This window comes from uncultured Phycicoccus sp., assembly GCF_947495705.1.
Classification (GTDB): Bacteria; Actinomycetota; Actinomycetes; order Actinomycetales; family Dermatophilaceae; genus Phycicoccus.
Genome location: NZ_CANLZR010000007.1, coordinates 142,036 through 166,576, shown reverse-complemented (window position 1 = coordinate 166,576; position 24,541 = coordinate 142,036). Strand labels below are relative to the sequence as shown.

The window sequence follows — 24,541 nt, the reverse complement described above, 5'->3', positions numbered from 1 at the left end:
CCGGTGGCGGCGCGCCTAGACTCCCCGCATGCGCATCCGGCTGGGTCTGAGGAGCCGCGTCCTCGCCCTCACCCTGCCGATCGTCATCCTCGTCAGCGCGGCCCTGGCCGGCATCGTCTTCTACTCGCTCGGCCAGGTGCTCGAGTCCTCCGCGAGCGACCTCGCCCGCTCCGAGGCCATCGAGCTGCAGTCCGACCTCCCGGTGCGCGGGGTGGACGGTCTGCTCGGCGCCCGCCGGGGCGTCGACGCCAACCGGCTCATCCAGGTCGTCGAGCCGCTCAGCGGCGAGGTGGTCGCGGCCGCCAACGGCGCTCCGGACCGGCCGCTGGCGAGTCCCGTCCTCGACCGGGGCGAGGTCCGCCTCGGCAGCCTCGACGGGGTGCCGGGCCAGCCCGAGGGGGCCTACGTCGTCGCGGCCGCGGACGCCGAGACCGCGTCCGGTGACCGTTACACGATCCTCGTCGCGGTCCCGACCCGGGCCGAGGCGTCCGCGCTCGGGCAGTCGACCGAGTTCGCCGTCATCGCCGCCGTCGGGCTCGTCGCGCTGCTCGCCGCGGTCACGACGTTCGCCGTCGGTCAGGCGCTGCGCCCCGTGGAGCGCATGCGCGACCAGGTGGAGGCCATCGCGGCCACCGGGGCGGCGCGCGGCACGCTGTCGGTGCCGGCCGGACGCGACGAGCTGACCCGGCTCGCCGAGACGATGAACCACCTGCTCGAGCGGATGAAACGGGCCGACGCCTCACGCCGGGCCTTCGTGGCCGACGCGGGGCACGAGCTGCGCAGCCCGCTCGCGACGATCCGCGTCCTCCTCGACCGGCTCGGCGAGGACCGGCCGGTCGACGAGCGCCGCTCGGTGTCGGCCCGGGCCTCGGCCGAGGTCGACCGGCTCGCCGTGCTCGTCGAGGACCTGCTCACCCTCGCCTCGGCCGACGAGCACGTCATGGTCCTCAACCGCACCGAGGTCGACCTCGACGACGTCGTCCTCGCCGAGACGGGCGCGCTGCGAGCACGGGGCATGCCGATCCAGGTCGCCGTGGAGCCGGTGCGGGTCGAGGGGGACCAGGCGAGGCTCGGCCGGGTCGTGCGCAACCTCCTCGAGAACGCCGAGCGGCACATGGACACCTCGGTACGGGTGACGCTGACCCACGACGGGGACGAGGCGCTGATCACCGTCGACAACGACGGCCCGCCGATCGCCCCCGAGGACCGCGAGCGCGTGTTCGGCCGGTTCGTGCGGCTCGACGACTCGCGCACCCGGGGGACCGGCGGCACCGGGCTCGGGCTCGCCATCGTCGCCGAGGTCATGACGGCCCACGACGGCCGCGTGGAGGCGACCGAGACGCCCGAGGGGTGGTGCCGCTTCGCCGTCAGGATGCCGGTACGCCCGGCACCGGGTTCAGGCGGTAGCCCATCCCGCGGACGGTCTCGATGACCTTCGTCTCGAACGGGGTGTCGATCTTCCGGCGCAGGTAGCCGATGTACACCTCGACGACGTTGTCGGCGCCCGGGTAGTCGGAGTCCCACACGTTCTCGAGGATCTCGGCCTTGCTCTGCACCTGACCCGCGCGCCGCATGAGGTGGTGCAGCAGGGAGTACTCGCGGGCGGTCAGCTGGACCTCCTTGCCCTCGCGGGTCACCCGCCGGGTCGTGGGGTCCAGGCTCAGTCCCCCGGCCGTCATCGCGACCGGCCGCTCGGGGGCGCCGCGCCGGGCCAGGGCCTGGAGGCGGGCCAGGAGGACGGGAGTGCTGAACGGCTTGGTGACGTAGTCGTCGGCACCCAGCTCGAAGGCGTCGGTCTGGTCGAACTCGCCGTCCTTGGCGGTGAGCATGAGCACCGGGGTCCAGACCTTGTGCTCGCGCAGGTGCTTGAGGACGTCGTAGCCGTTCATCCCCGGGACCATGATGTCGAGCACGATGACGTCGTAGGTGCCGGCGACGCCACGCCGCAGCCCCTCGCGTCCGTCCTCGGTGTGGTCGACCACCCAGCCGGCCTCGCGCAGCGCCTCGTCGAGCGCGGCGGCGAGTGGTCGTTCGTCCTCGACGAGCAGGAGTCTCACGGCATCTCCCCTCGGTCCACGACATTTTCCGGGTTTGGTCCCGGCGATCCGCGATGAGCGTGTACATTACTCCCGTCCGGACCTGGTGCTGCCAAGTCCGGGCCCGAAGATGGCCCCCGGGAGATGCGAACCCCCTGCACGTATCTCCCGGGGGCCTTCGCGTGTCCCGGGGCAGGGTCGGCCGGGGCCGTCACCCGCACGTCAGTGCGAGCGCAGCGCATCGATGAGCTCGTCCTTGGACATCGACGAGCGGCCCTCGATGCCGATCTCCGCGGCCCGCCCCCGCAGGTCCTCGACCGTCCAGTCCTCGTAGGCCGGGGCGTGCCCGCCCTTGGCGCCGACCGACGACCGTGAGCTGTTCGCCGCGGCGTTGGCGATGCGGGCCGCCTTCTCCTTGCTCGCGCCGTCCTCGCGCAGCGCCTCGTACACCTCGTCGTCCTTGACCGAGGGGCCGGGTTCCTTGCGTCCGGGCATGACGTCCTCCTGTCCTGACAGTGTGTTGGCCCTACCGGTATACCCGGTGCAGCGGCCCGGATCGCGCTCGCGTGCCGAGACATCTGAATCTGACTGCGCTACCTCGCCCGTGCCACGGATTCCGTGGGTTCACCGCCAGTCGATCCACGGATAGGATGCCCGCATGATCGAGCAGCAACGCATTCTCGCCACGTCGATCCCCGGGCCGCGCTCCCAGGAGCTGCTGGCGCGCAAGGCGGCGGCCGTCGCGGCGGGGGTCGGGGTCGGCCTGCCCGTCCACGTCACCGACGGCGCGGGCGGCATCCTGCGCGACGCCGACGGCAACCAGCTCATCGACCTCGGGTCCGGCATCGCGGTCACGACGGTCGGCAACGGCAACGCGCGGGTCGTCGCGGCGGTCACCGAGCAGGTGCAGCGCTTCACCCACACCTGCTTCATGGTCACCCCCTACGAGCCGTACGTCGCGGTCTGCGAGCGGCTCAACGCGCTGACCCCGGGCGAGCACGAGAAGCGCTCGGCGCTGTTCAACTCCGGCGCCGAGGCGGTCGAGAACGCCGTCAAGATCGCGCGGCACGCCACCGGCCGCCAGGCGGTCGTCGTCTTCGAGCACGGCTACCACGGCCGGACGAACCTCACGATGGGCATGACGTCGAAGAACATGCCCTACAAGCACCGCTTCGGCCCGTTCGCCCCGGAGATCTACCGCGTCCCGATGGCCTACCCGTACCGCTGGCCCGGCGGGCCGGAGCGCTGCGCCGAGGAGGCGCTCAGCACGGTCACGAGCATGATCCACGCCCAGGTCGGCGAGGAGAACACGGCCGCCGTCGTCATCGAGCCGATCCAGGGCGAGGGCGGCTTCATCGTCCCGCCCGACGGCTTCCTGCGCGGGCTGGCCGACTGGTGCCGCGAGCACGGCATCCTGCTCGTCGCCGACGAGGTCCAGTCCGGCTTCTGCCGCACCGGCGACTGGTTCGCCTGTGACCACGACGGGGTCGTCCCCGACCTCGTGACCACGGCCAAGGGCATCGCCGGCGGGATGCCACTGGCGGCGGTCACCGGGCGCGCCGAGATCATGGACGCCGTCCACGGCGGCGGGCTCGGCGGGACGTACGGCGGGAACCCCGTCGCCTGCGCGGCGGCGCTCGCCAGCATCGAGTCGATGGAGGAGGACGACCTCGCCGGCCGGGCCCGCTCCATCGGCAAGATCCTCGGCGACCGGCTCGGCGCGCTCGCCGAGCGGCACCCGCAGGTCGGGGACGTCCGGGGTCGCGGCGCGATGATGGCGATGGAGCTCGTCACGGACCCGGACACCAAGCAGCCGGACGCCGCGCTCGCCGCCGCCGTCAACAGGGGCTGCCACGAGCGCGGGGTCGTCACGCTCACCTGCGGCACCTACGGCAACGTGTTCCGCTTCCTGCCCCCGCTCTCGATCGGCGACGACCTGCTCCACGAGGCGATGGACGTGCTCGAGGAGTCCTTCGCGGCCGCGACGGCCTGACGTGCCGCTGTCGCTCCCGTCCGCCGTCGACCTGCGCGGCCGGACCGCCGTCGTCTCCGGAGCCGGCTCCCCGACGGGGATCGGGATGGCCTGCGCCCGGCTCCTCGCCGGGTGCGGCGCCGACGTGGTCGTCACGGCCACCACGGACCGGGTCCTCGAGCGAGCCGCGGAGATCGGGGCCCTCGGGGTCCGGTCCGCGGGCGTGGCGGCCGACCTCACCGACGAGGACGGAGCGGCCCGCGTCGTCGCCGCGGCCCTCGACCTGACCGGCCGGCTCGACGTGCTCGTCAACAACGCCGGCATGGTGTCGGTCTCCGACCCCGAGATGGGGGAGGGCGACCTGCTCGGCACCGACCCCGCCCGCTGGGCGGCCTCCCTCGCCCGCAACCTCGACACGACGTACCACCTCACCCGTGCCGCGCTGCCGCACCTGCGGGTCGCCGGCGGCGGCCGCGTCGTCGTCGTCACCTCGGCCACCGGGGCGGTCATGGCGATGAGGCGCGAGGTGGCCTACGCGACGGCCAAGGCCGGGCTCGTCGGGCTCGTGCGGGCCCTGGCGGTCGACGAGGGGCCGCACGGGGTCACGGTCAACGCCGTCGCTCCGGGGTGGATCGCCACCGGCTCGCAGACCCCCGCCGAGGCGGGCGAAGGGCTGACGACGCCGCTCGGCCGCTCCGGCACCGCCGAGGAGGTGGCGTCGGCCGTCGGCTGGCTCGCGAGCCCCGGAGCCGGCTACGTGACCGGCCAGGTCGTCGTCGTCGACGGCGGCAACTCGGTCGCGGAGGAGCGGGCGACCGGCTCCTAGACTCGGTGGGTGACCCGCCCCGTCCTACGCCAGGTGCACAACATCGGGCGTCGTCGTGCGTGGGTCATCTGGGCGGTCGGCCTGTCCGTCTACGTCCTCGCCGTCTTCCACCGCACCTCGCTCGGCGTCGCGGGGCTGCTCGCCGCCGACCGGTTCGACATCAGCGCGGCCCAGCTGTCGACGTTCACCGTGCTCCAGCTCGCGGTGTACGCCGCGATGCAGATCCCGGTCGGCGTGCTGCTGGACCGGTTCGGGTCGAAGCGGCTCATGCTCATCGGGCTCCTCATGATGACGGCCGGCCAGTTCTGGTTCGCGGTCGCGGGGTCCTTCGAGGTGGGGCTCGCCGCCCGCGTCCTGCTGGGGGCCGGCGACGCGATGGTCTTCACGTCGCTGTTGCGGCTCGTGGCGTTGTGGTTCCGGGTGAAGCAGGCCCCCTTCATCACCCAGCTGAGCGGGATGGTCGGCCAGCTGGGCGCGGTGGCGGCCGCGACACCGCTGGCCGCGGCCCTCGCCACCTTCGGGTGGACCCGCTCGTACGCGACCGCGGCGGGGCTCGGGCTCGTCCTGTCCGTCGCGCTCGTCGTCGCCGTCAAGGACAGCCCGTACCGGGGGGAGGCCGTCGAGCGCATCAAGGTCCGGGCCCTGGCCCGCACGCTGGCCGAGGTGTGGGGGAACCCGGGCACCCGGCTCGGCCTGTGGGTGCACTTCACCTCGCAGTTCGGGGCCACCGTGTTCACGATGCTGTGGGGCTACCCGTTCCTGCTCAGCGAGGGGGTGGACCCCCGCACCGCCGCCCTCGTCCTCGTCGTCATGACCGCGACGGCGATGGCCGCCGGCCCGGTGATCGCGACCTTCACGGCGCGCCTGCCGTACCGCCGCTCCCAGCTCGTCCTCGGCATCGTCGGCGTCATCGCGGCCGTGTGGGCGGTGACCCTGCTGTGGCCGGGCCCGGCGCCGGTGCCGCTGCTGTTCCTCCTCGCCGTCGTCACGGCCGTCGGCGGGCCGGGGTCGATGGTCGGCTTCGACCTCGCCCGCACCTTCCACCCCTCCACCCATCTCGGCCGCGCGACGGGCGTCGTCAACATCGGCGGCTTCACCGCGTCCCTGCTGTGCATCGCGCTCATCGGCGTCGTGCTCGACCGGCTGGCGCCCGGCGGGCCCGCCGAGTACACCCGGGCCGACTTCCGGATCGCGATGTCGGTGCAGTTCCTCTTCTGGGGGCTCGGGGCCGTCCAGCTCGTCCGGTACCGGCGCAAGGGGCTCCGCCACATCGAGACGCTCAACCCCGCGGCGCTCGCCGCCCTGCGCGACGGCGAGACGCTGCTGCCGGGGATCTCGCGCGACCTCGACCCCTGACGGGTGCCGGGGGTCGTCCGACGTTCACGCGACCGCCGCGTGTCGATACCCCACGCGTCGCCGTGCCGTGCCTAGCCTTGAGCGGGACCGGGCCACGTATGAGATGGCCCGGTCTCTCCATGTTCGGGGCTGTTGCGGGCGTCAGCCGGTGCGCAGCGTATAGCCGTCGCTCGGCTCCGCGCAGTAGGTGAAGTCGCCGCCGCCGCCCGAGTGGTACGACATCACCCGCTGGTCGGACCGCAACAGCAGCAGCTCGCCGTCGACGAGCGCCTGGGTGTAGGAGCGGCCCTTCTGCGGGCAGCCGAGCGAGCCGTCGTTCCACGTCACGGGGCTGTACCCGGCGACGACGACGTCGGCGGCGACGACCCCCACGCGCCCCTTCGCGTCGAGGATGGCGGCCTGGACGCGCGGGTCGGACTCGAGGTCGGGCGGGACGGAGTCGTCCCCCAGGGGCGGGACGGTGGGGCGCCCGGTGCCGCTGGGTGGCGTCGGGGCCGGGCCCGTCGACGTGCTGGTGCCGTCGGTGGGCCCGGTGGGCGTCGCTGCGGGGTCGGGGCCGGCGGTGCCGCACCCGGACAGGGCGGCGACCAGGGCGGCGGCCGCGACGAGGGAGTGGCGCATGCGGCTCCTTCCGGAGGGTTCCTCGTGGCTCGGACGCGGCCGGGGCGCGGGTCGTTCCGTCAGCGCAGCACGTGACGGCCGATGACGAGCCGCTGGATCTGGTTGGTGCCCTCGAAGATCTGGGTGACCTTGGCCTCGCGCATGAACCGCTCGGCCGGGAAGTCCTGGGTGTAGCCGGCGCCGCCGAGCACCTGCACCGCGTCCGTCGTCACCCGCATCGCGGCGTCGGTGGCGACGAGCTTGGCGACCGCGGCCTCCTTGCTGAAGGCGCGACCGGCGTCCTTGAGGCGCGCCGCGTGCAGGTAGGTGGCGCGGGCGGACGTGACGGCGGCCTCCATGTCGGCGAGGAGGAACTGGAGGCCTTGGAACTCCCCGATCGCGCGGCCGAACTGACGGCGCTCCTTGGCGTAGCCCGCGGCGAGGTCGAACGCCCCCTGGGCGAGGCCGGTGGACGCGGCGGCGATGCCGAGCCGGCCGGCGTCGAGGGCGGAGAGTGCGATGGCCATCCCCTGGCCCTCGTCGCCGATCCGGCGCGCGGCGTCGACCCGGACGTCGTCGAACATCACCTCGCGGACGGTGTCGCAGTGCAGGCCCATCTTCTTCTCGGGGGTGCCGAACGTGAGGCCGGGGGCGTCCGCGGGGACGACGAAGCAGGACAGGCCCTTCCCGCCGTCGTCGGACGTGCGTGCGAAGGTCGTGTAGTAGTCGGCGTGGCCCGCGTGGCTGATCCAGGCCTTGCGTCCCTTGAGGACGTAGGCGTCACCGTCGCGGGTGGCCCGCGTCGTCATCGAGGCGATGTCGGAGCCGGCGAGGGGCTCCGAGAGGCAGTACGCGCCGAGCTGGTCCCCCGACAGCATCCCGGGCAGGAGCGCGGCCTGCTGCTCCGGGGTGCCGAAGGTCGTCACGGGGAACGCGGTGAGCGAGTGGACCGAGACGCCCACCGCGACGCTCATCCACGCGGACGCGATCTCCTCGACGACCTGGAGGTAGACCTCGTAGGGCTGGCCGTAGCCCCCGTGCTCCTCGGGGTGGGGCAGCGACAGCAGCCCGGCCGCACCGAGGGTGCGGAACACGTCGGTGGGGAAGGACTCGTCGACGGCGGCGGCCCGCTCGGCGTCGTCGACCTTCGGACGCAGCTCCTTGGCGCAGATGTCGCGGGTCAGGTCGATGAGGTCCTGACCCTCCTCGGTCGGCATGAGCCTCGTCGCTGACATGGCCCGAGGGTAGCGAGGTACTCGGACGTCCAACAAAACCCGGGACGGCCCGTCGAACGCTCAGGACGGGTAGGCGCTGACCTCGGTGGCCTTGACCCCGGCCCACAGCGCGGTGCCCGGGTGGAGGCGGAGCGCGGCGACCGAGCCGGCGGTGACCTCGGCGAGCAGCGGGACGTCGTCGACGCCGGCCAGCAGGCGGATGCGAGCCGTCTGCCCCACGAGCTCGACGGTCGCGATCCGGGCCCGCCAGACGTTGCGGGTGGACCCGTGCGGCTCGTCGGGGTAGAGGGCCACGGCCGACGGGGCGAACGCGACCCAGGACCGGCCCCGGTGGCCCAGGCCCGCGGTGACGACCGGCCCGAGCGGCGTCGCCACCGTCTCGCCGTCGGTCGTGGTCCCGGGGTAGAGGTTGAGCCCGACGACGTGGGCGACGTAGGGGTCGCGGGGGCGCTCGACGACGTCGGCCGGGGTCCCCTCCTGGACGACCGTGCCGTCCTCGACGAAGACGAGGTGGTCGGCCAGCGTCAGGGCGTCGAGCGGGTCGTGGGTGACGAGGACGGTGACCCCGTCGTAGGCGCGCAGCCGGGCGGCGAGGGTGGCGCGGATGTGCGGGCGGACCGCCGGGTCGAGGGCCGAGAGGGGCTCGTCGAGCAGGAGCAGCCGGGGGTCGGTCGCCAAGGCGCGAGCGAGGGCGACGCGCTGGGCCTGCCCGTGCGAGAGGGCCTCCGGGCGGCGACCCGCGAGGTCCGCGACGCCGAGGGCGTCGAGCTCGCGCTCGGCCCGGGCGGCGGCGTCGCGCCGGGGGGCCCCCCGGCTGCGGGGGCCGAACGCCACGTTGTCGCGAGCCGTCAGGTGCGGGAAGAGGAGGTGGTCGGCCGCGAGCAGTCCCACCGCGCGCTGGGCCGGGTCCAGGTGCAGCCCGGGGCCGGCCCAGGTCTGGCCGTCGACCCGCACGTGTCCGTCCCGCAGGTGCACGAGCCCGGCGAGAGCATGCAGCGCGGTCGTCTTGCCGGCGCCGTTGGGGCCGAGGACCGCGACGACCGACCCGTCCGCCACCGCGAGGGGCACGTCTACGGTGACGGCGCCGCGGTCGACGAGGATGCGGGCGTCCAGGGTCATCGGATCCACCGCCCGCGGAGCATCCCGAGGACGAGCAGCGACACCGCGAGCATGGCGATGCTCAGGGCCAGCGCCGCCTGCGGGTCGTTCTGCAGGGCGACGTACACGGCGAGGGGAGCCGTCTGGGTGCTGCCGGCGAAGTTGCCGGCGAAGGTGATCGTCGCCCCGAACTCCCCGAGGGCGCGAGCCCAGGCGAGCGCTGCGCCGGACGCGATGCCCGGGGCGGCCAGGGGCAGCGCGACCCGCACGAAGATCCGCAGGGGGGTGGCGCCGAGCGTGGCCGCGACGGCGTCGTAGCGGGCGTCGACGGCGCGCATCGCCCCCTCGACGGCCAGGACGAAGAAGGGGAGCGACACGAAGACCTGGGCGAGGACGACGGCCGTCGGGGTGAAGGGCAGCCGGAGCCCGAAGGCCTCGAAGAGCGGTGCGCCCACCACTCCCCGCCGCCCGTAGGCCATGAGCAGGGCCACGCCGCCGACGACGGGTGGCAGCACCACCGGGACGGTGAGCACGGCCCGTAGCCAGGTCGCGGCCCGCCCGTCCGCGCGGCTCAGCAGCCACGCGAGCGGCGTCCCGAGGACGAAGCAGAGCGCGACGGTCACGAGCGTCGTGACCAGCGAGAGTCGGATGGCGGGCCAGACCACCGGGGCCGAGAGGTTGCTCGCGAACGACCCCCAGTCGGTGCGCAGCAGCAGCCCGAGGAGCGGCAGGACCACGAGGGCGACGCCGAGGCCGGCGGGCACGAGCAGGACCGCCCGCGAGCGGCCGGGGTGGCGGCGGGCGGCGCCTGGCGTGGCGACGGTGGGTGCGGGCGCGGTCATGGGGCGAGGAAGCCTGCCGCCTCGAGCGCCGCGGTGCCGGTGGGGCCGGCCACGAGGTCGGCGAAGCCCACGACGTCCGGGTCGTCGCTGAACCACAGGAGCGGGTAGGTGAGGAACACGTTGTCCGCCGCGGGGATCTCGACGCCGCGCACGTCGCCGCCGGCCGCGACGACGTCGGAGTGGTAGACGAGTGCGGCGTCGGCCTCCCCGAGGACCACCTTCGTGAGGGTCGCCTTGACGTCGACCTCGCGGGACACGACGTGGGCGGTCACGCCGGCGGTGCGCAGCACGTCGTCCGCGGCCTTGCCGCAAGGGACGGTCGCGGCGCACAGCACGACGTCGAGGTCGGGGTCGCCGAGGTCGCGGAGGTCGGCGACCGCGCCGGGGTTGTCGGGCGGGGTCGCGATCTCGACGGTGTTGCGCGCGATGGTCGCCCGGCCGCCGTCACCGGCGGCGTCCGGGGGCAGGAGCGAGAGCGGGGCCTCGCCGGCACTCGCGTACAGGTCGGCCGGAGCCCCCTCGGAGATCTGTTGGGCGAGTGTCGTGCTCGAGCCGAAGCTGAGGCGCACCGTGACCCCCGGATGGTCCCGCTCGTACTGCTCGGCGAGGGCTGTCAGCGGCGCGGTGAGCGAGGCCGCGGCGAGGACCGTGACGGTGCCGCTACCCCCGGCGGTCGGGTCGTCGCCGGCCTGGGTCGTGTCCGCGGTCGTCGCGGCCGAGCACGCACCGAGGGTCAGCGCGGCGGCGGCGGCGAGCAGCAGGGGGCGCAGGGCTGCCGGGGTCATCGGGCCACCCCGACGACGACGTTCGTCGACTTGATCGACGCGACGGCGACCGTGCCGACCTCGAGGCCGAGGTCACGGACGGCCTCGCTCGACATCAGCGACACGATGCGGAACGGCCCGCACTGCATCTCGACCTGGGCCATGACGGTGTCGGTGAGGACCCTCGTGACGATGCCGCTCATCCGGTTCCGGGCGGACTCGTCGGCGACCACTCCGACCGGCGCGGGGCGGGCGGTCTCCTGAGCGATGGCCGCGACGTCGGCGCCGGCGACGACGAGGCGCCCGGCGTCGTCCGAGGTGGCGGGCAGCCGCCCGCTGTCGACCATCCGGCGCACGGTGTCGTCCGAGACCCCGAGCAGCGCCGCCGCCTCACTGATCCGCAGTTGCGTCATGAAAGCCACTCTAGCCCCGCAGTTGCGACCGCATCCTCGCAACCACCCCCGCCGCCCGTCCCCACATCGACCGATAGGTCACGTCAGGTACGCGCCGGTCCGTCCGCACATCGACCGATAGGTCACGGCAGGTACGGGTCGGTCCGTCCTCACATCGACCGATAGGTCACGTCAGGTACGCCCCGGTCCGTCCCCACATCGACCAATAGGTCACGTCGGGTACGCCCCGGTCCGTCCTCACATCGACCGACAAGGTCACGCAAGGACTGGTCAGGACGATGGACGTTGCGTCCACTCAGGGCCACACTCGTAGGTATCGGGCGCGGAGGTCTCCATGACCACAACGAGCGGGCGCTCCAGCGTGAGCGGCGACGACGATCTCCTGCACTCTCTGCGCGAAGCGCAGGACCAGCTGCACGCGACCGGCGAGGTGCTGCGCGCCCTCGGCAGGTCGGCCTCGGACCTCGACGCCGTCATGCGCACCGTCACGGACAGCGCCCGGCGGCTCTCCCGGGGGGATGCCGCCGCCGTGTACCTCTTCGACGGGCACGAGTTCCGCCTCGCCTGGTCCTCCGGCGTGAGCGAGGCGTTCCTGGCCTTCGTGCGCGACCACCCGGTCCAAGCGGACCGCAGCGCGCTCGTCGGCCGCGTCGGCCATGACCGACAGACCCAGCAGATCGCCGACGTGCTCGCCGACCCGGAGTACAGCCGGACGGACCTCCAACGCCTCGGGCACTACCGGACGGTCATCGGCGCGCCGATGCTCGTCGACGACGAGGTCGTCGGAGTGCTCAACCTCTGGCGGAACACGGTCTCCTTGTTCAGCGACCGGGAGGTCGAGCTGCTGACGAGCTATGCGGCCCAGGCCGCGATCGCGGTCCGGACCGCCCGCCTCATGCGGGACCTCGAGGCCCACCGGGAGGCGCTGACCCGGCGGCTGGACCAACTGGAGGCCCTCAGCGCCGTCGGCGAGTCGGTGAGCTCGAGCCTGGATCCCGACGAGGTCCTCACGACCATCGTCACCCACGCCGTGGCGCTCGCCGGGGCCGACGGCGGGTCGATCCTGGAGTTCGACTCCGAGAGCGAGCGGTTCCGGGTCCGGACGACGTTCGGCACCGCCCCACAGCTGGTCAAGGACCTCCGTGAGGTCCGTGTCGGCCTGCACGACAGCCTCGTCGGTCGGGCCGCGCTCGAACGGCGCCCCCTCCAGGTCGCCGACCTCGCCGAGCACGCGTCCGACCCGCACCTACGGCTGCTGCGCGATGCGGGATGGCGGTCGGTCGTCACCGTCCCGATGCTGCGACAGGACCGGGTGGCGGGGGCTCTGGTCATCAGGCGCCGCGAGCCCGGCCTCGTCGACGACGAGACCTGCGAGCTCCTCGAGACCTTCGCCTCACAGTCGTCGCTGGCCCTGGCGAACGCCCACCTCTACCGGCGTCTCGAGCGCCAGAGCGAGGAGCTGGCTGTCGCGAGCCGGCACAAGTCGGAGTTCCTCGCCTCGATGTCGCACGAGCTGCGCACGCCCTTGAACGCGATCATCGGGTTCTCCGAGGTCCTGCTCGAGCGGATGTTCGGGGACCTCAACGATCGGCAGGCCGAGTACCTCGGGGACATCCACGACTCCGGCAAGCACCTGCTGGCCCTGCTCAACGACATCCTCGACCTGTCCAAGGTCGAGGCCGGGCACATGGAGCTCGACCTCGGCCCCGTCGACCTGCCGACGCTCACCGCATCCACGGTCGGTCTCGTCCGCGAGCGTGCGGCGCGGGGCGGGCTCACCCTCGCCGTCGACGTCCCGGACTCCCTGCCGCTCGTCGATGTCGACGAGCTGCGGGTCCGCCAGGTGCTGCTCAACCTGCTGACCAACGCCGTGAAGTTCACCCCCGCCGGCGGGACGGTCACGGTCCGTGCCGAGGACCGCGGCGCCGAGGTCGAGCTCGCGGTCGTGGACACCGGTGCCGGCATCGCGCCGCGGGACCGGGAGCGCATCTTCGAGTCCTTCCAGCAGGGCGGGCACGCCACGACCGGCCAGGAGGGCACGGGGCTCGGACTGACCCTGAGCCGCCGCATCGTCGACCTGCACGGGGGACGCCTGTGGGTCGACAGCGACGAGGGGCGGGGGAGCACCTTCCGCTTCACCGTCCCCGTGCACCGGGCCGCCGCCGGGGATGCGGGGACGGACGCGCCCGGTGGGGCGGTCGTCCTGCTCGTCGAGGACGACCGTCGCTCGGCGGACCTCATGCGGATCCTGCTCGCCGACCAGGGCTTCCGGGTCGTCCATGCGGCCTCCGGTGAGGAGGCGCTCGACGTGGTCGCACGCGAGCTCCCGGCCGCGGTCGTGCTCGACATCCGGCTCCCCGGCATCTCGGGCTGGGAGGTCCTCGCGCGGGTCAAGGGAGACCCGGCATCCGCAGACGTCCCGGTCATCGTCGTGTCGATCCTCGACGAGCGCGGGCGCGGCTACGCCCTCGGAGCCGACGACTACCTCGTCAAGCCCGTCGCGCGCGAGCTGCTCGTCCAGTCGCTGCGTCGCGCGGGGCTCGTGCCGGGGCCGGGCCCGCGGCGGGTCTGGGTCGTCGACCGGGACCCGACGACGCGGGGCGCCCTGGTCGAGCAGCTCGAGTCCGGAGGCTGGCAGGTCCGGGCGTCGGCGACCGTCGTCGACGGGCTGCCGGCAGCGCGGGCGGCGGTCCCGGACGCCGTCCTCGTCGACCTCGTCAGCGTGTCCGACGACGGGTTCGCCGCCGTCCGGGCCCTGCACGATGACGACGTCCTGCGGGACGTCCCCGTCGTCGCGCTCGCGCCGGGCGGCGCGGACCCCGCGACGTGGGCCCACCTGGCGGACGAGGTGACCGTCGCCGCCTCCGTCGCCCCGGCGGGGGCCCGCGACCTGCTCCTGCTCCTCGACCGGGTGACGACGACAGGTTCGGGCAGGGGCCGGACATGACCGGGAGCCGCGTGCTCGTCGTCGAGGACAACGAGCGGAACCTCAAGCTCGTCCGCGCGGTGCTGGAGCACGCCGGCTTCGAGGTCCGCGAGGCCGGCACGACCGACGACGCCCTCGTCGAGGCCATCGCCCGCCGTCCCGACCTGGTCCTCATGGACCTCCAGCTCCCGGGGCAGGACGGGGTGGCCGGGCTCGCCGCCCTCCGCGCCCATCCGGACACCCGCGACGTCCCCGTCGTCGCCCTCACCGCGCTCGCCATGCCCGAGGACCGCGAGCGGGTGCGAGCGGCCGGTTTCGACGGGTACTGGGAGAAGCCGATCAGCGTGCGGGACCTGCCCGACCAGGTGCGCTCGATGATCACGAGAGGAAGGCCGTCGCCATGACCGCACCAGAACCCGACCCGCCGGTCGTGCTCGTCGTCGACGACCTCGACGCGAACATCCGTCTCCTCGACGCGGTGCTGTCCCCGCGCGGCTATCGCGTGCTGACCGCGTCCTCGGGCGAGGCCGGGCTCGAGGTGCTCGTGCGCGAGGACGTCGACGTCGTGCTGCTCGACATCCTCATGCCCGGCATCGACGGCTACGAGGTGTGCCGCCGCATCCGGGCCGATGAGCGCACCGCGTTCTTGCCGGTCGTGATGATCACCGCCAGCGGCGCCCAGGAGAAGGTGCTGGCCATCGAGGCCGGGGCCGACGACTTCCTGTCCAAGCCGTTCGACCACCAGGAGCTCCTCGCCCGGGTCCGCAGCCTGCTGCGGGTCAAGCGCTACCACGACACCATCGAGGCCCAGGCCGCCGAGCTCGCCGGGTGGAACGCCGAGCTGGAGTCCCGCGTGAGCTCGCAGGTCGAGGAGCTCGAGCGGGTGGGCCGGCTGCGGCGCTTCCTCTCGCCGCAGGTCGCCGAGCTCGTGATGACCGCCGGAGAAGACACCGTGGCGGAAGGGCATCGCCGGGAGATCACCGTCGTCTTCGCGGACCTGCGGGGGTTCACGCCCTTCGCGGAGACTGCCGAGCCGGAGGAGGTGTGGGCGGTGCTGCGGGAGTACCACGCGGCCATCGGCGACCTCGTCACCCGCTACGACGCCACCCTCGAGCGGTTCACCGGCGACGGGGTCATGCTGTTCTTCAACGACCCCGTCCCCGTCGACGACGCCCCCGCCCGTGCGGTGCGACTGGCGGTGGCGATGCGGGCCCGCGCGCAGGAGCTCTCGGAGGGATGGCGCAGCCGCGGGCACGATCTCGCGCTGGGGGTCGGCATCGCGCAGGGGTACGCGACGATGGGCCGGATCGGGTTCGAGGGGCGCGTCGACTACGCCGCGATCGGGACGGTGACCAACGTCGCGGCCCGCCTCTGCGATACGGCCGAGCCCTGGCAGGTGCTCGTCACCCAGCGGGTCCGGTCCGCGGTCGAGGGCATCGCCGTGACCCGACCGCTGGGCGAGCTGCCACTGCGGGGGCTGTCCCGACCCGTGTCCGCGTTCGACGTCGTCGGCCTCGACGCGGCGCGGGTGACACCGTGAGCACCACGACCCCGCCGACCCTGGACACGCTCACCGAGGAGGAGCGCAACGCGAGGTTCGACGAGCTCCAGAGCCGGCTCCCCGCGGTCTGGCGGATCATCGGCCTCAACGAGCCGAACGAGTCCGTCGTCATCGTCCCGTCGGTGTCGATGGACAAGGTCGAGGCCAGCAGCGGGACGGCGATGCAGGCCATGGAGGAGCGGTTCCTCGTCCTGCTGCTCCTGCTCCGGCAGCCGCGCCTGCGCATCGTGTACGTCACGTCGATGCCCATCGACCCGACGATCGTCGAGTACTACCTGGCATTGCTGCCCGGCGTCATCCCGAGCCACGCGCGCGCCCGGCTCCACCTGGTCCCCGTCGGGGACGCGTCGGGCCGCCCGCTCACCGAGAAGCTCCTGGAGCGGCCCCGGCTGCTCGAACGGATCGCGTCGCTCGTGCCCGACCTCGGGAGGTCCCACCTCGTGCCGTACACGACGACCGAGCGCGAGCGCGACCTCGCCCTGGCACTGGGGATCCCGATGTACGGCGCCGACCCCAGGCTGGCTCCGTTCGGGACGAAGACCGGGTGCCGCCGCCTGTTCGCCGAGGAGGGCGTGCGGCACCCACTCGGGTCCGAGGACCTGCACAGCGTCGACGAGGTCGCCGCCGCCCTGGGCCGGCTGCGGGCCGCGCGCCCCACCGCCGTCGAGGCGCTCGTCAAGCTCAACGAGGGAGTGTCGGGGGCGGGGAACGCGCTCGTCGACCTGCGCGGTCTCGGCCCGGCAGGCTCACCGGGGGAGACCGCAGGGCTTCGGGAGGCGGTCCAGCGCATGGCCTTCGAGAAGCCGACGATCCGCTTCGACGACTACGTGGCGAAGCTGGCGGAGCGCGGCGGGGTCGTCGAGGAGCGGATCGTCGGGGTCGAGCTGCGCAGCCCGTCGGTGCAGCTGCGGATCCTGCCGGACGGCGAGATCGAGCTGCTCTCGACCCATGACCAGCTGCTGGGTGGGCCGTCCGGGCAGAGCTACCTGGGCTGCCGGTTCCCCGCGGACTACGGCTACGCCCGGCTCATCAGCGGCGAGGCGATGGTCGTCGCGCGCCGTCTGGCCCGCGAGGGGGTCCTCGGACGCTTCGCGCTGGACTTCGTCGTCGTGCGCGACGAGGCGGGATCGTGGGCGACGTACGCCATCGAGATCAACCTGCGCAAGGGCGGCACGACCCACCCGTTCCTCACCCTCCAGTTCCTCACCGACGGCCGGTACGACCCCGTCTCGGCGCTGTTCATGACCCCGACCGGTCGGGAGCGGCATCTCGTGGCGACCGACCACCTGGAGTCCCCGGCCTTGCGAGGGTTGTCGACGGCCGACCTGTTCGACATCGTCGCGCGACACCGGCTGCACTACGACCAGGCGCGACAGGTCGGCATCGTGTTCCACATGATCAGCTGCCTCACCGAGCTGGGGCGGGTCGGCCTGACCGCCGTGGGCGAGACCCCCAGCGACGCCGACGCGCGCTATCGCCGGGCCGAGCAGCTGCTGCTGGCCGAGGCCGAGGCGGCCCTGCGCCCCGCCCGCCTCGCCGGAGCGGGGTGACCTCTCAGGCGTCGGGGAGAGCGTGCGGCGCGGGGGCCTGGGCGGGGTCGCGGAAGTGCTCGAGCCGCGGGCGCTTCGCCTCCCGCCCGTCGCCCGACGACGTGCCCCGGACCCGCCGCTCGATCCAGGGTGCGGCATGGGTGCGGACCCACGTGGCGTGCTCGCGCAGCTCCTCGCGTCTCGTCGCACGGTCGGGCGCCGGCAGCGGCGTCGACCAGTCCGCGACGTCGGTGCTGTGGCCGAGCGCCGTCAGAGCGGCCAGGGACACCCGCCGGTGCCCCTCGGAGGTCAGGTGGATCCGGTCCTCGGACCACATCCGCCAGTCACGCAGCGACGCCATCCCCCAGAGGTTGACGACGAAGCAGTCGTGCTCGTGGGCGATCGTGAAGATGTTCGCCGCATGCACGGCATGGCGCCCCCGCAGGGCTCGGAACAGGCCGGCGTCGCGGGTGTCGGTCGGCGTGGCGAGCAGCACGTCCGCGCCGCTGGACCGCAGGCGCACCACGGCGTCCTCGATGCGCTGCGCCAGCCCGTCGAGGTCCACGCTCGGCCGGAGCAGGTCGTTGCCGCCGCCGACCATCGAGACGAGGTCCGGGCCCATCGTCAGGGCGGTGTCGAGCTGCGGCCCGACGACATCGGACAGGGTGCGGCCGCGGACCGCGAGGTTGGCGTACCCGAACGGCAGGTGCGCGCGCTCGGCGACCGAGTCGAGGTGGTGGGCGAGCCGGTCGGCCCAGCCGACGAACCGGTCCTCGCGCTCGGGGTCGGCGTCGGACATGCCCTCGGTGAAGGAGTCCCCGATCGCGACGTACCGGGTCCAGACGCGGTGGGGGTCGTGGGCGGGGGTCACGGGAGCCTCCAGTCGACCGGGTCGGCGCCGGCCTCGGTGAGCAGCTGGTTGGTGCGCGAGAAGGGCCGCGACCCGAAGAACCCATGGCGGGCAGACAGCGGGCTCGGGTGCGCGGACTCGATGCACGGGATGCCGTGCAGGTGCGGAGCGAGTGAGCGGGCGTCGCGACCCCAGAGGATCGCGACGAGCGGCCCGCCCCGCTCTACGAGGGCCTCGATGGCGCGGCCCGTCACCTCCTCCCAGCCGAGCCCGCGATGACTGGCGGGCGTGCCGGGCCGCACCGTGAGGACGCGGTTGAGCAGCAGGACGCCCTGGTCGGCCCACGGGGTGAGGTCGCCGCTGCTCGGACGCGGCAGGCCGAGGTCGCTCTCGAGCTCGGCGTAGATGTTGACGAGGCTTCGCGGGACGGGTGTGACGTCGGGGTTCACCGAGAAGGACAGCCCCATGGCGTGCCCCGGCGTCGGGTACGGGTCCTGGCCCACGATGAGCACCCGGACCCCGTCGAGCGGCTGCTGGAACGCGCGGAGGACGTGCGGCCCGGCGGGCAGGTAGCCGCGCCCGGACGCGACCTCCGCGCGGAGGAACTCGCCGAGGCGGGTGACCGCCGGCTCGACCGGCGCCAGCGCGTCCGCCCACGTGGGGTGCACGAGGTCACGCAGGGGCATCGCGGGGCTCGGGGCGGGCGGCGTGGGCATCGACCCCACGGTAACCCCGCCCTTGCCCGACCTTTCATGCTGGCATCCGCGTGATGCGCAGCGAACGCGGCGTGTCGGCGGGCGCCGGCCTGAAAAGTGGGGAAGCCCGGGGGAGGTGCGGGGTGGGGCGGGAGTGGGGGAGGGGTCAGTCGAAGATGCTGCGGGCCTCGGCGAGGCGGGCCGGCACGATCCGGAACCAGGCCCACGTCCCGCGCTTCTCGCGCTCGAGGAAGCCGGCGTCGACGAGCACCTTGAGGTGGTGGGAGACCGTGGGCTGGGCGAGGCCGACGAGCTCGGTGAGGTCACAGACGCAGGCCTCGCCCCCCTCGGTCGCCCGGATCGCGCTGAGCAGCCGCAGGCGCGCGGGGTCGGCGACCGCCTTGAGCAGGGTCGCGCTCGCCTCGGCCTGGTCGCGCGAGAGCCCGCCGTCGACACCGATCCCGCAGCACCCGGAGGTGGAGGTGGGCGGGGTGATGACCGGAAGGTATCGGGTCGGCATGGCAGGCTCCTAAGAAATCGACGCACATCTATATTGACACAGATCGATGTTATGTGGTGACCTGGTGACATCGCATCGACGAGTGTCGATGTACTCTCTCACCGGAGGTGCCCCATGACCAGTGCGACCACCAGTCGCGTCCAGCTCGCCCTCAACGTGTCCGACCTCGAGGCGTCCGTCGCCTTCTACTCCGCGATGTTCGGGGTGGAGCCGCACAAGCGCCGGCCGGGCTACGCGAACTTCGCGGTCACCGAGCCGCCGCTCAAGCTCGTCCTCATCGAGACGAGTGAGCAGACCCGGGGCACCGGGCCGGCCGGGGCGCTCAACCACCTCGGCGTCGAGGTCCCGTCCACCGACGACGTCGCCGAGGCCCGCGCGCGGTTCTCCGCCGCCGGTCTGGCAGCCTTCGACGAGAACGACACGACGTGCTGCTACGCGCTCCAGGACAAGGTCTGGGTGCACGACCCCGCCGGCGCGCCGTGGGAGGTCTACACCGTCAAGGACGACGACCCTGCGAACGCCCGGCCCGCCAGTGCCAGTCTCGAGATCCTCGGCGACGGGCGCTGCTGCAGCGCGGACGCCACCGGCACCGCCACCACCGTCCCCTCCGACCAGAAGCAAGAGGCCTGCTGCTCGTGACCGCACACTCCGAGACCCGGCCGGCCGCCACCCCCGCGGTGGCGGCCCGCCTCTCCACCCTCGACCGCTACCTCCCTGTGTGGATCGGCCTCGCCATGGTGGCGGGCCTGGTCCTGGGGCGGGTCGTCCCGGGGCTCGGCGCGGCACTCTCGACGGTGGAGGTCGACGGCGTCTCGCTGCCGATCGCCGTCGGGCTCCTCGTCATGATGTACCCGGTCCTCGCCAAGGTCCGCTACGACCGGCTCGACTCGGTGACCGGCGACCGACGGATGCTCGGCGCCAGCCTCGTCCTCAACTGGGTCCTCGGTCCGGCGCTGATGTTCGCACTCGCGTGGCTGCTGCTGCCGGACCTGCCCGAGTACCGGACCGGGCTCATCATCGTGGGCCTCGCACGGTGCATCGCGATGGTCATCATCTGGAACGACCTCGCGTGCGGGGACCGGGAGGCCGCCGCCGTCCTCGTCGCCCTCAACTCGGTCTTCCAGGTCATCGCCTTCGCCGGCCTCGGTTGGTTCTACCTCTCCGTCCTCCCCGGCTGGCTCGGGCTGCCCCAGTCCGACCTCGACGTCTCCCCGTGGTCGATCGCGGGCTCGGTCCTGGTCTTCCTCGGCGTCCCCCTGCTCCTGGGCTACCTGTCCCGCCGGGTCGGCGAGAAGCGCTGGGGCCGTGCGGCCTACGAGCGGTCCTTCCTGCCGAGGGTCGGCCCGTGGGCGCTCTACGGCCTCCTGTTCACGATCGTCGTGCTCTTCGCCCTCCAGGGCGAGCAGATCACGAGCCGGCCGTTCGACGTCGCCCGCATCGCACTGCCCCTCCTCGCGTACTTCGCGTTGATGTGGGGCGGCGGCTTCGTCCTCGGACGCTGGCTCGGGATGACGTACGAGCGGACGACGACCCTGGCCTTCACGGCCGCCGGCAACAACTTCGAGCTCGCCATCGCCGTCGCGATCGCGACCTTCGGGGTCACCTCCGGGCAGGCGCTGGCCGGCGTCGTCGGCCCGCTCATCGAGGTGCCCGTCCTCGTCGGCCTCGTCTATGTCAGCCTCGCCCTGCGCAGCCGCTTCGCCCAGCGTGGGTCAGGCGCCGCGACCTCGACCACCAGGAGCCCCGCATGAGCAGCGACCCGCACACCGCCGACCGGCCCTCGGTCCTCTTCGTCTGCGTGCACAACGCCGGCCGGTCGCAGATGGCCGCCGCGTACCTCACCCACCTGTCCGGTGGGGCCGTCGAGGTCCGGTCGGCGGGCAGCGCGCCGGGCACTGCCGTCAACCCCGTCGCCGTCGAGGCGATGCGCGAAGAGGGCATCGACATCTCGGCGGAGCAGCCGAAGGTGCTCACCGCCGACGCGGTCCAGGCCTCGGACGTCGTCGTGACGATGGGCTGCGGCGACACGTGCCCGTACTTCCCCGGGACGCGCTACGAGGACTGGGTGCTCGAGGACCCCGCCGGGCAGGGGATCGAGGTCGTCCGGCCCATCCGCGACGAGATCCGCACGCGGGTCCTCGGTCTCCTCGACGAGCTCGGCGTCGCTCCGGTCGCCTGAGGCCCCGGGTCGCTCAGGCGGCGAACCCCGTGGTGGCCACGAAGGCCGCGAGGACGAGCAGCCCGATGTTCATCGGCAGGGCTCCCTGCTCGCGACGCCGGACGTGGGTGACGATGGCGCCGAGCATGACGGCCGCGAGTCCGGTGGCGGCCAACGGCGCGAGGACCGGCGCGATGTCCAGGGCTCGCGGCAGGACCAGTCCGAGGGCTCCGAGAACCTCGAGGCCGGCGACGAGCCGGATGGTGCCCTCGCCGAAGTCCTGGGTCCAGGCCATCTTGGGGTCACCCTCCAGCTGTTCCTTCGACTGGGTGAGCTTGGTCGCCGCGGCGGCCAGGAAGACGAGGGCCAGCAGCCCGCTGACGATCCACACTGCGATGTCCATGTACTTCACCTTCGATTGAGTTGACGCTTCAACTCATAGTGCAGGGGAGTCACTTGAAACGTCAAGTCACGGGTAGGATGAGGCCGTGAATACCTCCGACGACGGTCCTCTGTGGCTCAATGACGAAGAGCACGCCACGTGGCTCGTGCTGTCGGCGACGATGATGAAGCTCCCCGCCGCCCTGGACGCCCAGCTGACCCGGGACGCGGGGCTGACGTTCTTCGAGTACATGACCCTCGCGGTGCTCTCCGAGCGGGCCGACCGCACGGCGCGGATGAGCGAGCTCGCGGGCCTCGCGAACGGGTCCCTCTCCCGGCTCTCGCACGTGGCCAGCCGGCTCGAGAGCCGTGGCCTGCTGGTGCGCAGTCCCGATCCGACCGACCGGCGGTTCACCGTGGCGCGGATGACCGATGCCGGGTGGGACGCCATCGAGGCCGCCGCGCCCGGCCACGTTCGCGCGGTGCGTGAGCTCGTCGTGGACCGGCTCGGACCCGGCCACGGCCGGGTCCTGCGCGAGGCCTTCTGTTCGATCCTGGCCGTCGTGGACCCGTCCACCCTGCAGGCGTTGTCGGCCCGCGGCGTGGAGGAGGCCCCGGGGGCTGCCTGCGGCACCGACCGGGAAGGGGCCCTCGATGGCGCGGTCGGCAAGGGGGGCTGTCCGGGCCCCGCCTTGCCCTCGGTCCGGGCCGCCCCGGCAGACTGACGCGGGTGACCTCCTCGCCCCGCTGGCCCACCGTCTTCTTCGACCTCGACGGGACGCTGGCCGACACCATCCCGCTCATCGTCGCCTCGTACCAGCACGCCTTCCGGGTCGTGCTCGGCGAGGAGGTCGACGAGGCGCGGGCGCGGGCGTGGATCGGCCGCCCACTGCTCGAGGCGCTGCTCGAGGAGTCACCCGAGCACGGTCACGCCCTCGACGCTGCCTACCGCGAGTGGAACCTCGCGAATACCGCGCGGCTCATCCGGCGCTACGACGGGGTGCCGTGGATGCTCGAGGAGCTCACCGCCGCCGGTGTCCGCACCGCGGTCGTCACCTCGAAGCGCCGGGACACCGCCCGCATCGCGCTCGAGGCGGTCGGGGCCGACCACCTCATCGACGTCGTGGCGGGGCTCGAGGACACGACGCGGCACAAGCCGGCGCCCGACCCGCTGCTGCACGGCGCCGCCGCGCTCGGTGTCGACCCCGCGACGTGCGCCTACGTCGGGGACGCCACCGTCGACCTGCAGGCCGCCCGGGCCGCCGGGATGGCGGCCGTCGCCGTCACCTGGGGCGCGGGTGAGGTCGAGGCTCTCGCCGCCGAGAGCCCCGACGCCCTCGTCGGCGACGTCGCGGGGCTCGTCGGCCTGCTGCTGCCCCTGGCCGGCTCCTAGACTCCGGCGCGTGAGCGCGCGCCCGAACTTCACCCTCCGACCGCACGAGGAGCTCGCGGACCTCCTCCAGGTCATCACGGACTACGCCGAGGAGCGGATCCGGATGGAGCCGCCGCTGGACCGGACCCGGACCCGCGCGGACCTCGACGCGGCGCTCGGCTCGACGATCACCGCCTCGGGCGTCGGCGGCGCCGAGGCGATGCGGATCTTCACCGACGAGCTCGCGCCGGCGTGCCTCTCGACCGACCACCCGCGCTTCCTGTCCTTCATCCCCTGCGCCCCCTCGGACGCCTCGGTGATGTTCGACCTCGTCGTCGGGGCGTCGTCGGTCTATGCCGGCTCCTGGCTCGAGGGGGCGGGCGCGGTGTGGGCCGAGAACCAGGCGCTGCGGTGGATCGCCGACCTCGTCGGCATGCCCGACGAGGCCGGCGGGGTCTTCGTCCCGGGCGGCACCATCGGCAACCTGTCGGCGCTCGTCGCGGCCAGGTCGGCGGCACGCGACGGCGCCCCCGTGGCCGTCCGGCCGTGGCGGGTGGCGGCCACCGAGGGGGCGCACAGCTCCATCGCCTCCGCGTGCGAGGTGATGGACGCCGAGCTCGTGGGGGTCGCTGCCGACGACGCGGGGCGGCTCACCGGGGAGGCCCTGCGGGCCGCCCTCGAGGCCCACGGCCCCGAGACGTTCTTCGCCGTCGTCGCGACCGCCGGGACGACGAACTTCGGCATCGTCGACGACCTCGCGTCCGTCGCGCGGGTCTGCCGGGAGAACGGCCTCTGGTTCCACGTCGACGGCGCGTACGGGGGCGCCGGGCTCGTGGCCCCCTCGGTCCGCGCGCTGTACGACGGGATCGAGCACTGCGACTCGTTCATCGTCGACCCGCACAAGTGGCTCTTCGCGCCGTTCGACTGCTGCGCGCTGCTGTACCGGCAGCCGGCGCTCGCCCGGGCCGCGCACACCCAGCGGGCCGGCTACCTCGACGTGCTCACCGAGGCGACGGACTGGAACCCCACCGACTACTCCGTCGGGCTGACCCGTCGCGCGCGCGGCCTGCCGTTCTGGTTCTCGCTCGTCGTCAACGGCACCGACGCGTACGCCGCCGCCGTCGAGCACACCCTCGAGGTGGCCCGGTTCGCGGCGGCCGAGATCGCGCGCCGCGACCATCTCGAGCTGGTCCGGGAGCGGGACCTCTCGGTCGTCGTGTTCCGCCGGCTCGGGTGGACCCCGGCCGACTACCAGGCGTGGTCGGACCGACTGCTCGCCGACGAGGTCGCCTTCGTCGTCCCGACGACGCACCGCGGCGAGACGCTGGCGCGGTTCGCGATCGTCAACCCGCTGACGACCGAGGACGACATCCGGCTCATCCTCGACACGACGATGTGACCCCCGGC

General features: G+C 73.4%; 26 protein-coding genes. 14 read left to right on the top strand and 12 right to left on the bottom strand.

Features of this window, described 5'->3' with window-relative positions; all coding sequences use genetic code 11:
- Nucleotides 1–28: 28 nt before the first annotated feature.
- The gene (locus tag Q0963_RS11645; RefSeq protein WP_299445905.1) at nucleotides 29–1,432 is read left to right on the top strand and encodes a cell wall metabolism sensor histidine kinase WalK; all 1,404 of its coding nucleotides are present in this window, start codon (nucleotides 29–31) and stop codon (nucleotides 1,430–1,432) included.
- On the opposite strand, the gene Q0963_RS11640 is transcribed toward Q0963_RS11645, so the two are convergent.
- Nucleotides 1,368–2,057, bottom strand: coding sequence for a response regulator transcription factor (locus Q0963_RS11640; protein ID WP_299445902.1), 690 nt, complete (start codon nucleotides 2,055–2,057; stop codon nucleotides 1,368–1,370). The genes Q0963_RS11645 and Q0963_RS11640 overlap by 65 nt on opposite strands.
- Nucleotides 2,058–2,258: 201 nt before the next feature.
- The gene (locus tag Q0963_RS11635) at nucleotides 2,259–2,531 is read right to left on the bottom strand and encodes a Rho termination factor N-terminal domain-containing protein (RefSeq protein ID WP_299445899.1); all 273 of its coding nucleotides are present in this window, start codon (nucleotides 2,529–2,531) and stop codon (nucleotides 2,259–2,261) included.
- 163 nt (nucleotides 2,532–2,694) lie between these two features.
- On the opposite strand from Q0963_RS11635, the gene gabT reads away from it, so the two are divergent.
- Genes gabT through Q0963_RS11620 form a run of 3 tightly spaced genes read left to right on the top strand, consistent with a single transcriptional unit; the run spans nucleotide 2,695 to nucleotide 6,190 of the window.
- Nucleotides 2,695–4,029, top strand: coding sequence for a 4-aminobutyrate--2-oxoglutarate transaminase (gabT, locus tag Q0963_RS11630; RefSeq protein ID WP_299445896.1), 1,335 nt, complete (start codon nucleotides 2,695–2,697; stop codon nucleotides 4,027–4,029).
- Between the two features lies 1 nt (nucleotide 4,030).
- Entirely contained in the window at nucleotides 4,031–4,834 is an 804-nt protein-coding gene (locus Q0963_RS11625; RefSeq protein ID WP_299445893.1) for an SDR family NAD(P)-dependent oxidoreductase, read from the top strand.
- 9 nt (nucleotides 4,835–4,843) lie between these two features.
- Nucleotides 4,844–6,190, top strand: coding sequence for a nitrate/nitrite transporter (locus Q0963_RS11620; RefSeq protein WP_299445890.1), 1,347 nt, complete (start codon nucleotides 4,844–4,846; stop codon nucleotides 6,188–6,190).
- Between the two features lie 141 nt (nucleotides 6,191–6,331).
- On the opposite strand, the gene Q0963_RS11615 is transcribed toward Q0963_RS11620, so the two are convergent.
- Genes Q0963_RS11615 through Q0963_RS11590 form a run of 6 tightly spaced genes read right to left on the bottom strand, consistent with a single transcriptional unit; the run spans nucleotide 6,332 to nucleotide 11,142 of the window.
- A complete protein-coding gene (locus tag Q0963_RS11615) occupies nucleotides 6,332–6,811 on the bottom strand; it encodes a hypothetical protein (RefSeq protein WP_299445887.1) in 480 nt (159 codons plus the stop codon).
- Nucleotides 6,812–6,870: 59 nt separating this feature from the next.
- On the bottom strand, nucleotides 6,871–8,025 hold the full coding sequence (locus Q0963_RS11610; RefSeq protein WP_299445884.1) for an acyl-CoA dehydrogenase family protein: 1,155 nt from the start codon (nucleotides 8,023–8,025) through the stop codon (nucleotides 6,871–6,873).
- A gap of 60 nt (nucleotides 8,026–8,085) precedes the next feature.
- Entirely contained in the window at nucleotides 8,086–9,144 is a 1,059-nt protein-coding gene (locus tag Q0963_RS11605; protein WP_299445881.1) for a sulfate/molybdate ABC transporter ATP-binding protein, read from the bottom strand.
- Nucleotides 9,141–9,965: an ABC transporter permease gene (locus Q0963_RS11600; RefSeq protein WP_299445878.1), complete on the bottom strand. Its 825-nt coding sequence runs from the start codon at nucleotides 9,963–9,965 to the stop codon at nucleotides 9,141–9,143. Before Q0963_RS11600 ends, Q0963_RS11605 begins: the two co-directional genes overlap by 4 nt.
- Nucleotides 9,962–10,750, bottom strand: a complete 789-nt coding sequence (gene modA, locus Q0963_RS11595; RefSeq protein ID WP_299445875.1) for a molybdate ABC transporter substrate-binding protein — start codon at nucleotides 10,748–10,750, stop codon at nucleotides 9,962–9,964. Before modA ends, Q0963_RS11600 begins: the two co-directional genes overlap by 4 nt.
- Entirely contained in the window at nucleotides 10,747–11,142 is a 396-nt protein-coding gene (locus Q0963_RS11590) for a molybdopterin-binding protein (protein WP_299445872.1), read from the bottom strand. Before Q0963_RS11590 ends, modA begins: the two co-directional genes overlap by 4 nt.
- Before the next feature lie 334 nt (nucleotides 11,143–11,476).
- Between Q0963_RS11590 and Q0963_RS11585 the strand changes: the two genes are divergently transcribed.
- The 4 genes from Q0963_RS11585 to Q0963_RS11570 are packed head-to-tail and all read left to right on the top strand — an operon-like array spanning nucleotide 11,477 to nucleotide 17,179.
- The gene (locus tag Q0963_RS11585; RefSeq protein ID WP_299445869.1) at nucleotides 11,477–14,089 is read left to right on the top strand and encodes a GAF domain-containing protein; all 2,613 of its coding nucleotides are present in this window, start codon (nucleotides 11,477–11,479) and stop codon (nucleotides 14,087–14,089) included.
- Nucleotides 14,086–14,472 (top strand): response regulator, encoded by a 387-nt coding sequence (locus Q0963_RS11580; protein WP_299445866.1) that lies wholly within the window; start codon nucleotides 14,086–14,088, stop codon nucleotides 14,470–14,472. Before Q0963_RS11585 ends, Q0963_RS11580 begins: the two co-directional genes overlap by 4 nt.
- Nucleotides 14,469–15,608 carry an adenylate/guanylate cyclase domain-containing protein gene (locus Q0963_RS11575; RefSeq protein ID WP_299445863.1) on the top strand — a complete coding sequence of 380 codons (1,140 nt, stop codon included), beginning with the start codon at nucleotides 14,469–14,471 and terminating at the stop codon, nucleotides 15,606–15,608. The genes Q0963_RS11580 and Q0963_RS11575 overlap by 4 nt, the downstream gene beginning before the upstream one ends.
- The gene (locus tag Q0963_RS11570; protein ID WP_299445861.1) at nucleotides 15,605–17,179 is read left to right on the top strand and encodes a peptide ligase PGM1-related protein; all 1,575 of its coding nucleotides are present in this window, start codon (nucleotides 15,605–15,607) and stop codon (nucleotides 17,177–17,179) included. The genes Q0963_RS11575 and Q0963_RS11570 overlap by 4 nt, the downstream gene beginning before the upstream one ends.
- A gap of 4 nt (nucleotides 17,180–17,183) precedes the next feature.
- Here the strand turns inward: Q0963_RS11570 and Q0963_RS11565 are convergent, their stop codons facing one another.
- The 3 genes from Q0963_RS11565 to Q0963_RS11555 all read right to left on the bottom strand — a co-directional run bounded on the left by Q0963_RS11565 (nucleotide 17,184) and on the right by Q0963_RS11555 (nucleotide 19,223).
- Nucleotides 17,184–18,029 carry an SGNH/GDSL hydrolase family protein gene (locus tag Q0963_RS11565; protein ID WP_299445858.1) on the bottom strand — a complete coding sequence of 282 codons (846 nt, stop codon included), beginning with the start codon at nucleotides 18,027–18,029 and terminating at the stop codon, nucleotides 17,184–17,186.
- The gene (locus Q0963_RS11560) at nucleotides 18,026–18,724 is read right to left on the bottom strand and encodes a uracil-DNA glycosylase (protein ID WP_299445855.1); all 699 of its coding nucleotides are present in this window, start codon (nucleotides 18,722–18,724) and stop codon (nucleotides 18,026–18,028) included. The genes Q0963_RS11565 and Q0963_RS11560 overlap by 4 nt, the downstream gene beginning before the upstream one ends.
- A 145-nt stretch (nucleotides 18,725–18,869) precedes the next feature.
- Entirely contained in the window at nucleotides 18,870–19,223 is a 354-nt protein-coding gene (locus tag Q0963_RS11555) for a helix-turn-helix transcriptional regulator (protein ID WP_299445852.1), read from the bottom strand.
- 114 nt (nucleotides 19,224–19,337) lie between these two features.
- Between Q0963_RS11555 and Q0963_RS11550 the strand changes: the two genes are divergently transcribed.
- From Q0963_RS11550 to Q0963_RS11540, 3 genes are read left to right on the top strand one after another with little or no spacing between them, the layout of a single operon-like run.
- Nucleotides 19,338–19,862, top strand: coding sequence for an ArsI/CadI family heavy metal resistance metalloenzyme (locus Q0963_RS11550; RefSeq protein ID WP_299445849.1), 525 nt, complete (start codon nucleotides 19,338–19,340; stop codon nucleotides 19,860–19,862).
- Nucleotides 19,859–20,974, top strand: a complete 1,116-nt coding sequence (arsB, locus tag Q0963_RS11545; RefSeq protein ID WP_299445847.1) for an ACR3 family arsenite efflux transporter — start codon at nucleotides 19,859–19,861, stop codon at nucleotides 20,972–20,974. The genes Q0963_RS11550 and arsB overlap by 4 nt, the downstream gene beginning before the upstream one ends.
- Nucleotides 20,971–21,402, top strand: a complete 432-nt coding sequence (locus Q0963_RS11540) for an arsenate reductase ArsC (protein WP_299445844.1) — start codon at nucleotides 20,971–20,973, stop codon at nucleotides 21,400–21,402. Before arsB ends, Q0963_RS11540 begins: the two co-directional genes overlap by 4 nt.
- A gap of 13 nt (nucleotides 21,403–21,415) precedes the next feature.
- Here Q0963_RS11540 and Q0963_RS11535 read toward each other — a convergent pair whose 3' ends face one another.
- Complete coding sequence (locus Q0963_RS11535; RefSeq protein WP_299445842.1) at nucleotides 21,416–21,784, bottom strand: DoxX family protein; 369 nt, start codon at nucleotides 21,782–21,784, stop codon at nucleotides 21,416–21,418.
- An 85-nt stretch (nucleotides 21,785–21,869) separates the two neighbouring features.
- On the opposite strand from Q0963_RS11535, the gene Q0963_RS11530 reads away from it, so the two are divergent.
- From Q0963_RS11530 to Q0963_RS11520, 3 genes are read left to right on the top strand one after another with little or no spacing between them, the layout of a single operon-like run.
- Complete coding sequence (locus tag Q0963_RS11530) at nucleotides 21,870–22,487, top strand: MarR family winged helix-turn-helix transcriptional regulator (RefSeq protein WP_299445840.1); 618 nt, start codon at nucleotides 21,870–21,872, stop codon at nucleotides 22,485–22,487.
- A gap of 5 nt (nucleotides 22,488–22,492) precedes the next feature.
- Complete coding sequence (locus Q0963_RS11525) at nucleotides 22,493–23,155, top strand: HAD family hydrolase (RefSeq protein ID WP_299445838.1); 663 nt, start codon at nucleotides 22,493–22,495, stop codon at nucleotides 23,153–23,155.
- Nucleotides 23,156–23,165: 10 nt separating this feature from the next.
- Nucleotides 23,166–24,533 carry an aminotransferase class V-fold PLP-dependent enzyme gene (locus Q0963_RS11520; RefSeq protein ID WP_299445835.1) on the top strand — a complete coding sequence of 456 codons (1,368 nt, stop codon included), beginning with the start codon at nucleotides 23,166–23,168 and terminating at the stop codon, nucleotides 24,531–24,533.
- Nucleotides 24,534–24,541: the final 8 nt, after the last annotated feature.

Excerpts from the sequence above, each read along its gene's own strand:
- Q0963_RS11645 (WP_299445905.1), top strand. The coding sequence starts at position 29 with ATGCGCATCCGGCTGGGTCTGAGGAGCCGCGTCCTCGCCCTCACCCTG.
- Q0963_RS11635 (WP_299445899.1), bottom strand. The coding sequence starts at position 2,531 with ATGCCCGGACGCAAGGAACCCGGCCCCTCGGTCAAGGACGACGAGGTG.
- gabT (WP_299445896.1), top strand. The coding sequence starts at position 2,695 with ATGATCGAGCAGCAACGCATTCTCGCCACGTCGATCCCCGGGCCGCGC.
- Q0963_RS11615 (WP_299445887.1), bottom strand. The coding sequence starts at position 6,811 with ATGCGCCACTCCCTCGTCGCGGCCGCCGCCCTGGTCGCCGCCCTGTCC.
- Q0963_RS11610 (WP_299445884.1), bottom strand. The coding sequence starts at position 8,025 with ATGTCAGCGACGAGGCTCATGCCGACCGAGGAGGGTCAGGACCTCATC.
- Q0963_RS11605 (WP_299445881.1), bottom strand. The coding sequence starts at position 9,144 with ATGACCCTGGACGCCCGCATCCTCGTCGACCGCGGCGCCGTCACCGTA.
- Q0963_RS11600 (WP_299445878.1), bottom strand. The coding sequence starts at position 9,965 with ATGACCGCGCCCGCACCCACCGTCGCCACGCCAGGCGCCGCCCGCCGC.
- modA (WP_299445875.1), bottom strand. The coding sequence starts at position 10,750 with ATGACCCCGGCAGCCCTGCGCCCCCTGCTGCTCGCCGCCGCCGCCGCG.
- Q0963_RS11590 (WP_299445872.1), bottom strand. The coding sequence starts at position 11,142 with ATGACGCAACTGCGGATCAGTGAGGCGGCGGCGCTGCTCGGGGTCTCG.
- Q0963_RS11585 (WP_299445869.1), top strand. The coding sequence starts at position 11,477 with ATGACCACAACGAGCGGGCGCTCCAGCGTGAGCGGCGACGACGATCTC.
- Q0963_RS11580 (WP_299445866.1), top strand. The coding sequence starts at position 14,086 with ATGACCGGGAGCCGCGTGCTCGTCGTCGAGGACAACGAGCGGAACCTC.
- Q0963_RS11575 (WP_299445863.1), top strand. The coding sequence starts at position 14,469 with ATGACCGCACCAGAACCCGACCCGCCGGTCGTGCTCGTCGTCGACGAC.
- Q0963_RS11560 (WP_299445855.1), bottom strand. The coding sequence starts at position 18,724 with ATGCCCACGCCGCCCGCCCCGAGCCCCGCGATGCCCCTGCGTGACCTC.
- Q0963_RS11555 (WP_299445852.1), bottom strand. The coding sequence starts at position 19,223 with ATGCCGACCCGATACCTTCCGGTCATCACCCCGCCCACCTCCACCTCC.
- Q0963_RS11550 (WP_299445849.1), top strand. The coding sequence starts at position 19,338 with ATGACCAGTGCGACCACCAGTCGCGTCCAGCTCGCCCTCAACGTGTCC.
- Q0963_RS11540 (WP_299445844.1), top strand. The coding sequence starts at position 20,971 with ATGAGCAGCGACCCGCACACCGCCGACCGGCCCTCGGTCCTCTTCGTC.
- Q0963_RS11535 (WP_299445842.1), bottom strand. The coding sequence starts at position 21,784 with ATGGACATCGCAGTGTGGATCGTCAGCGGGCTGCTGGCCCTCGTCTTC.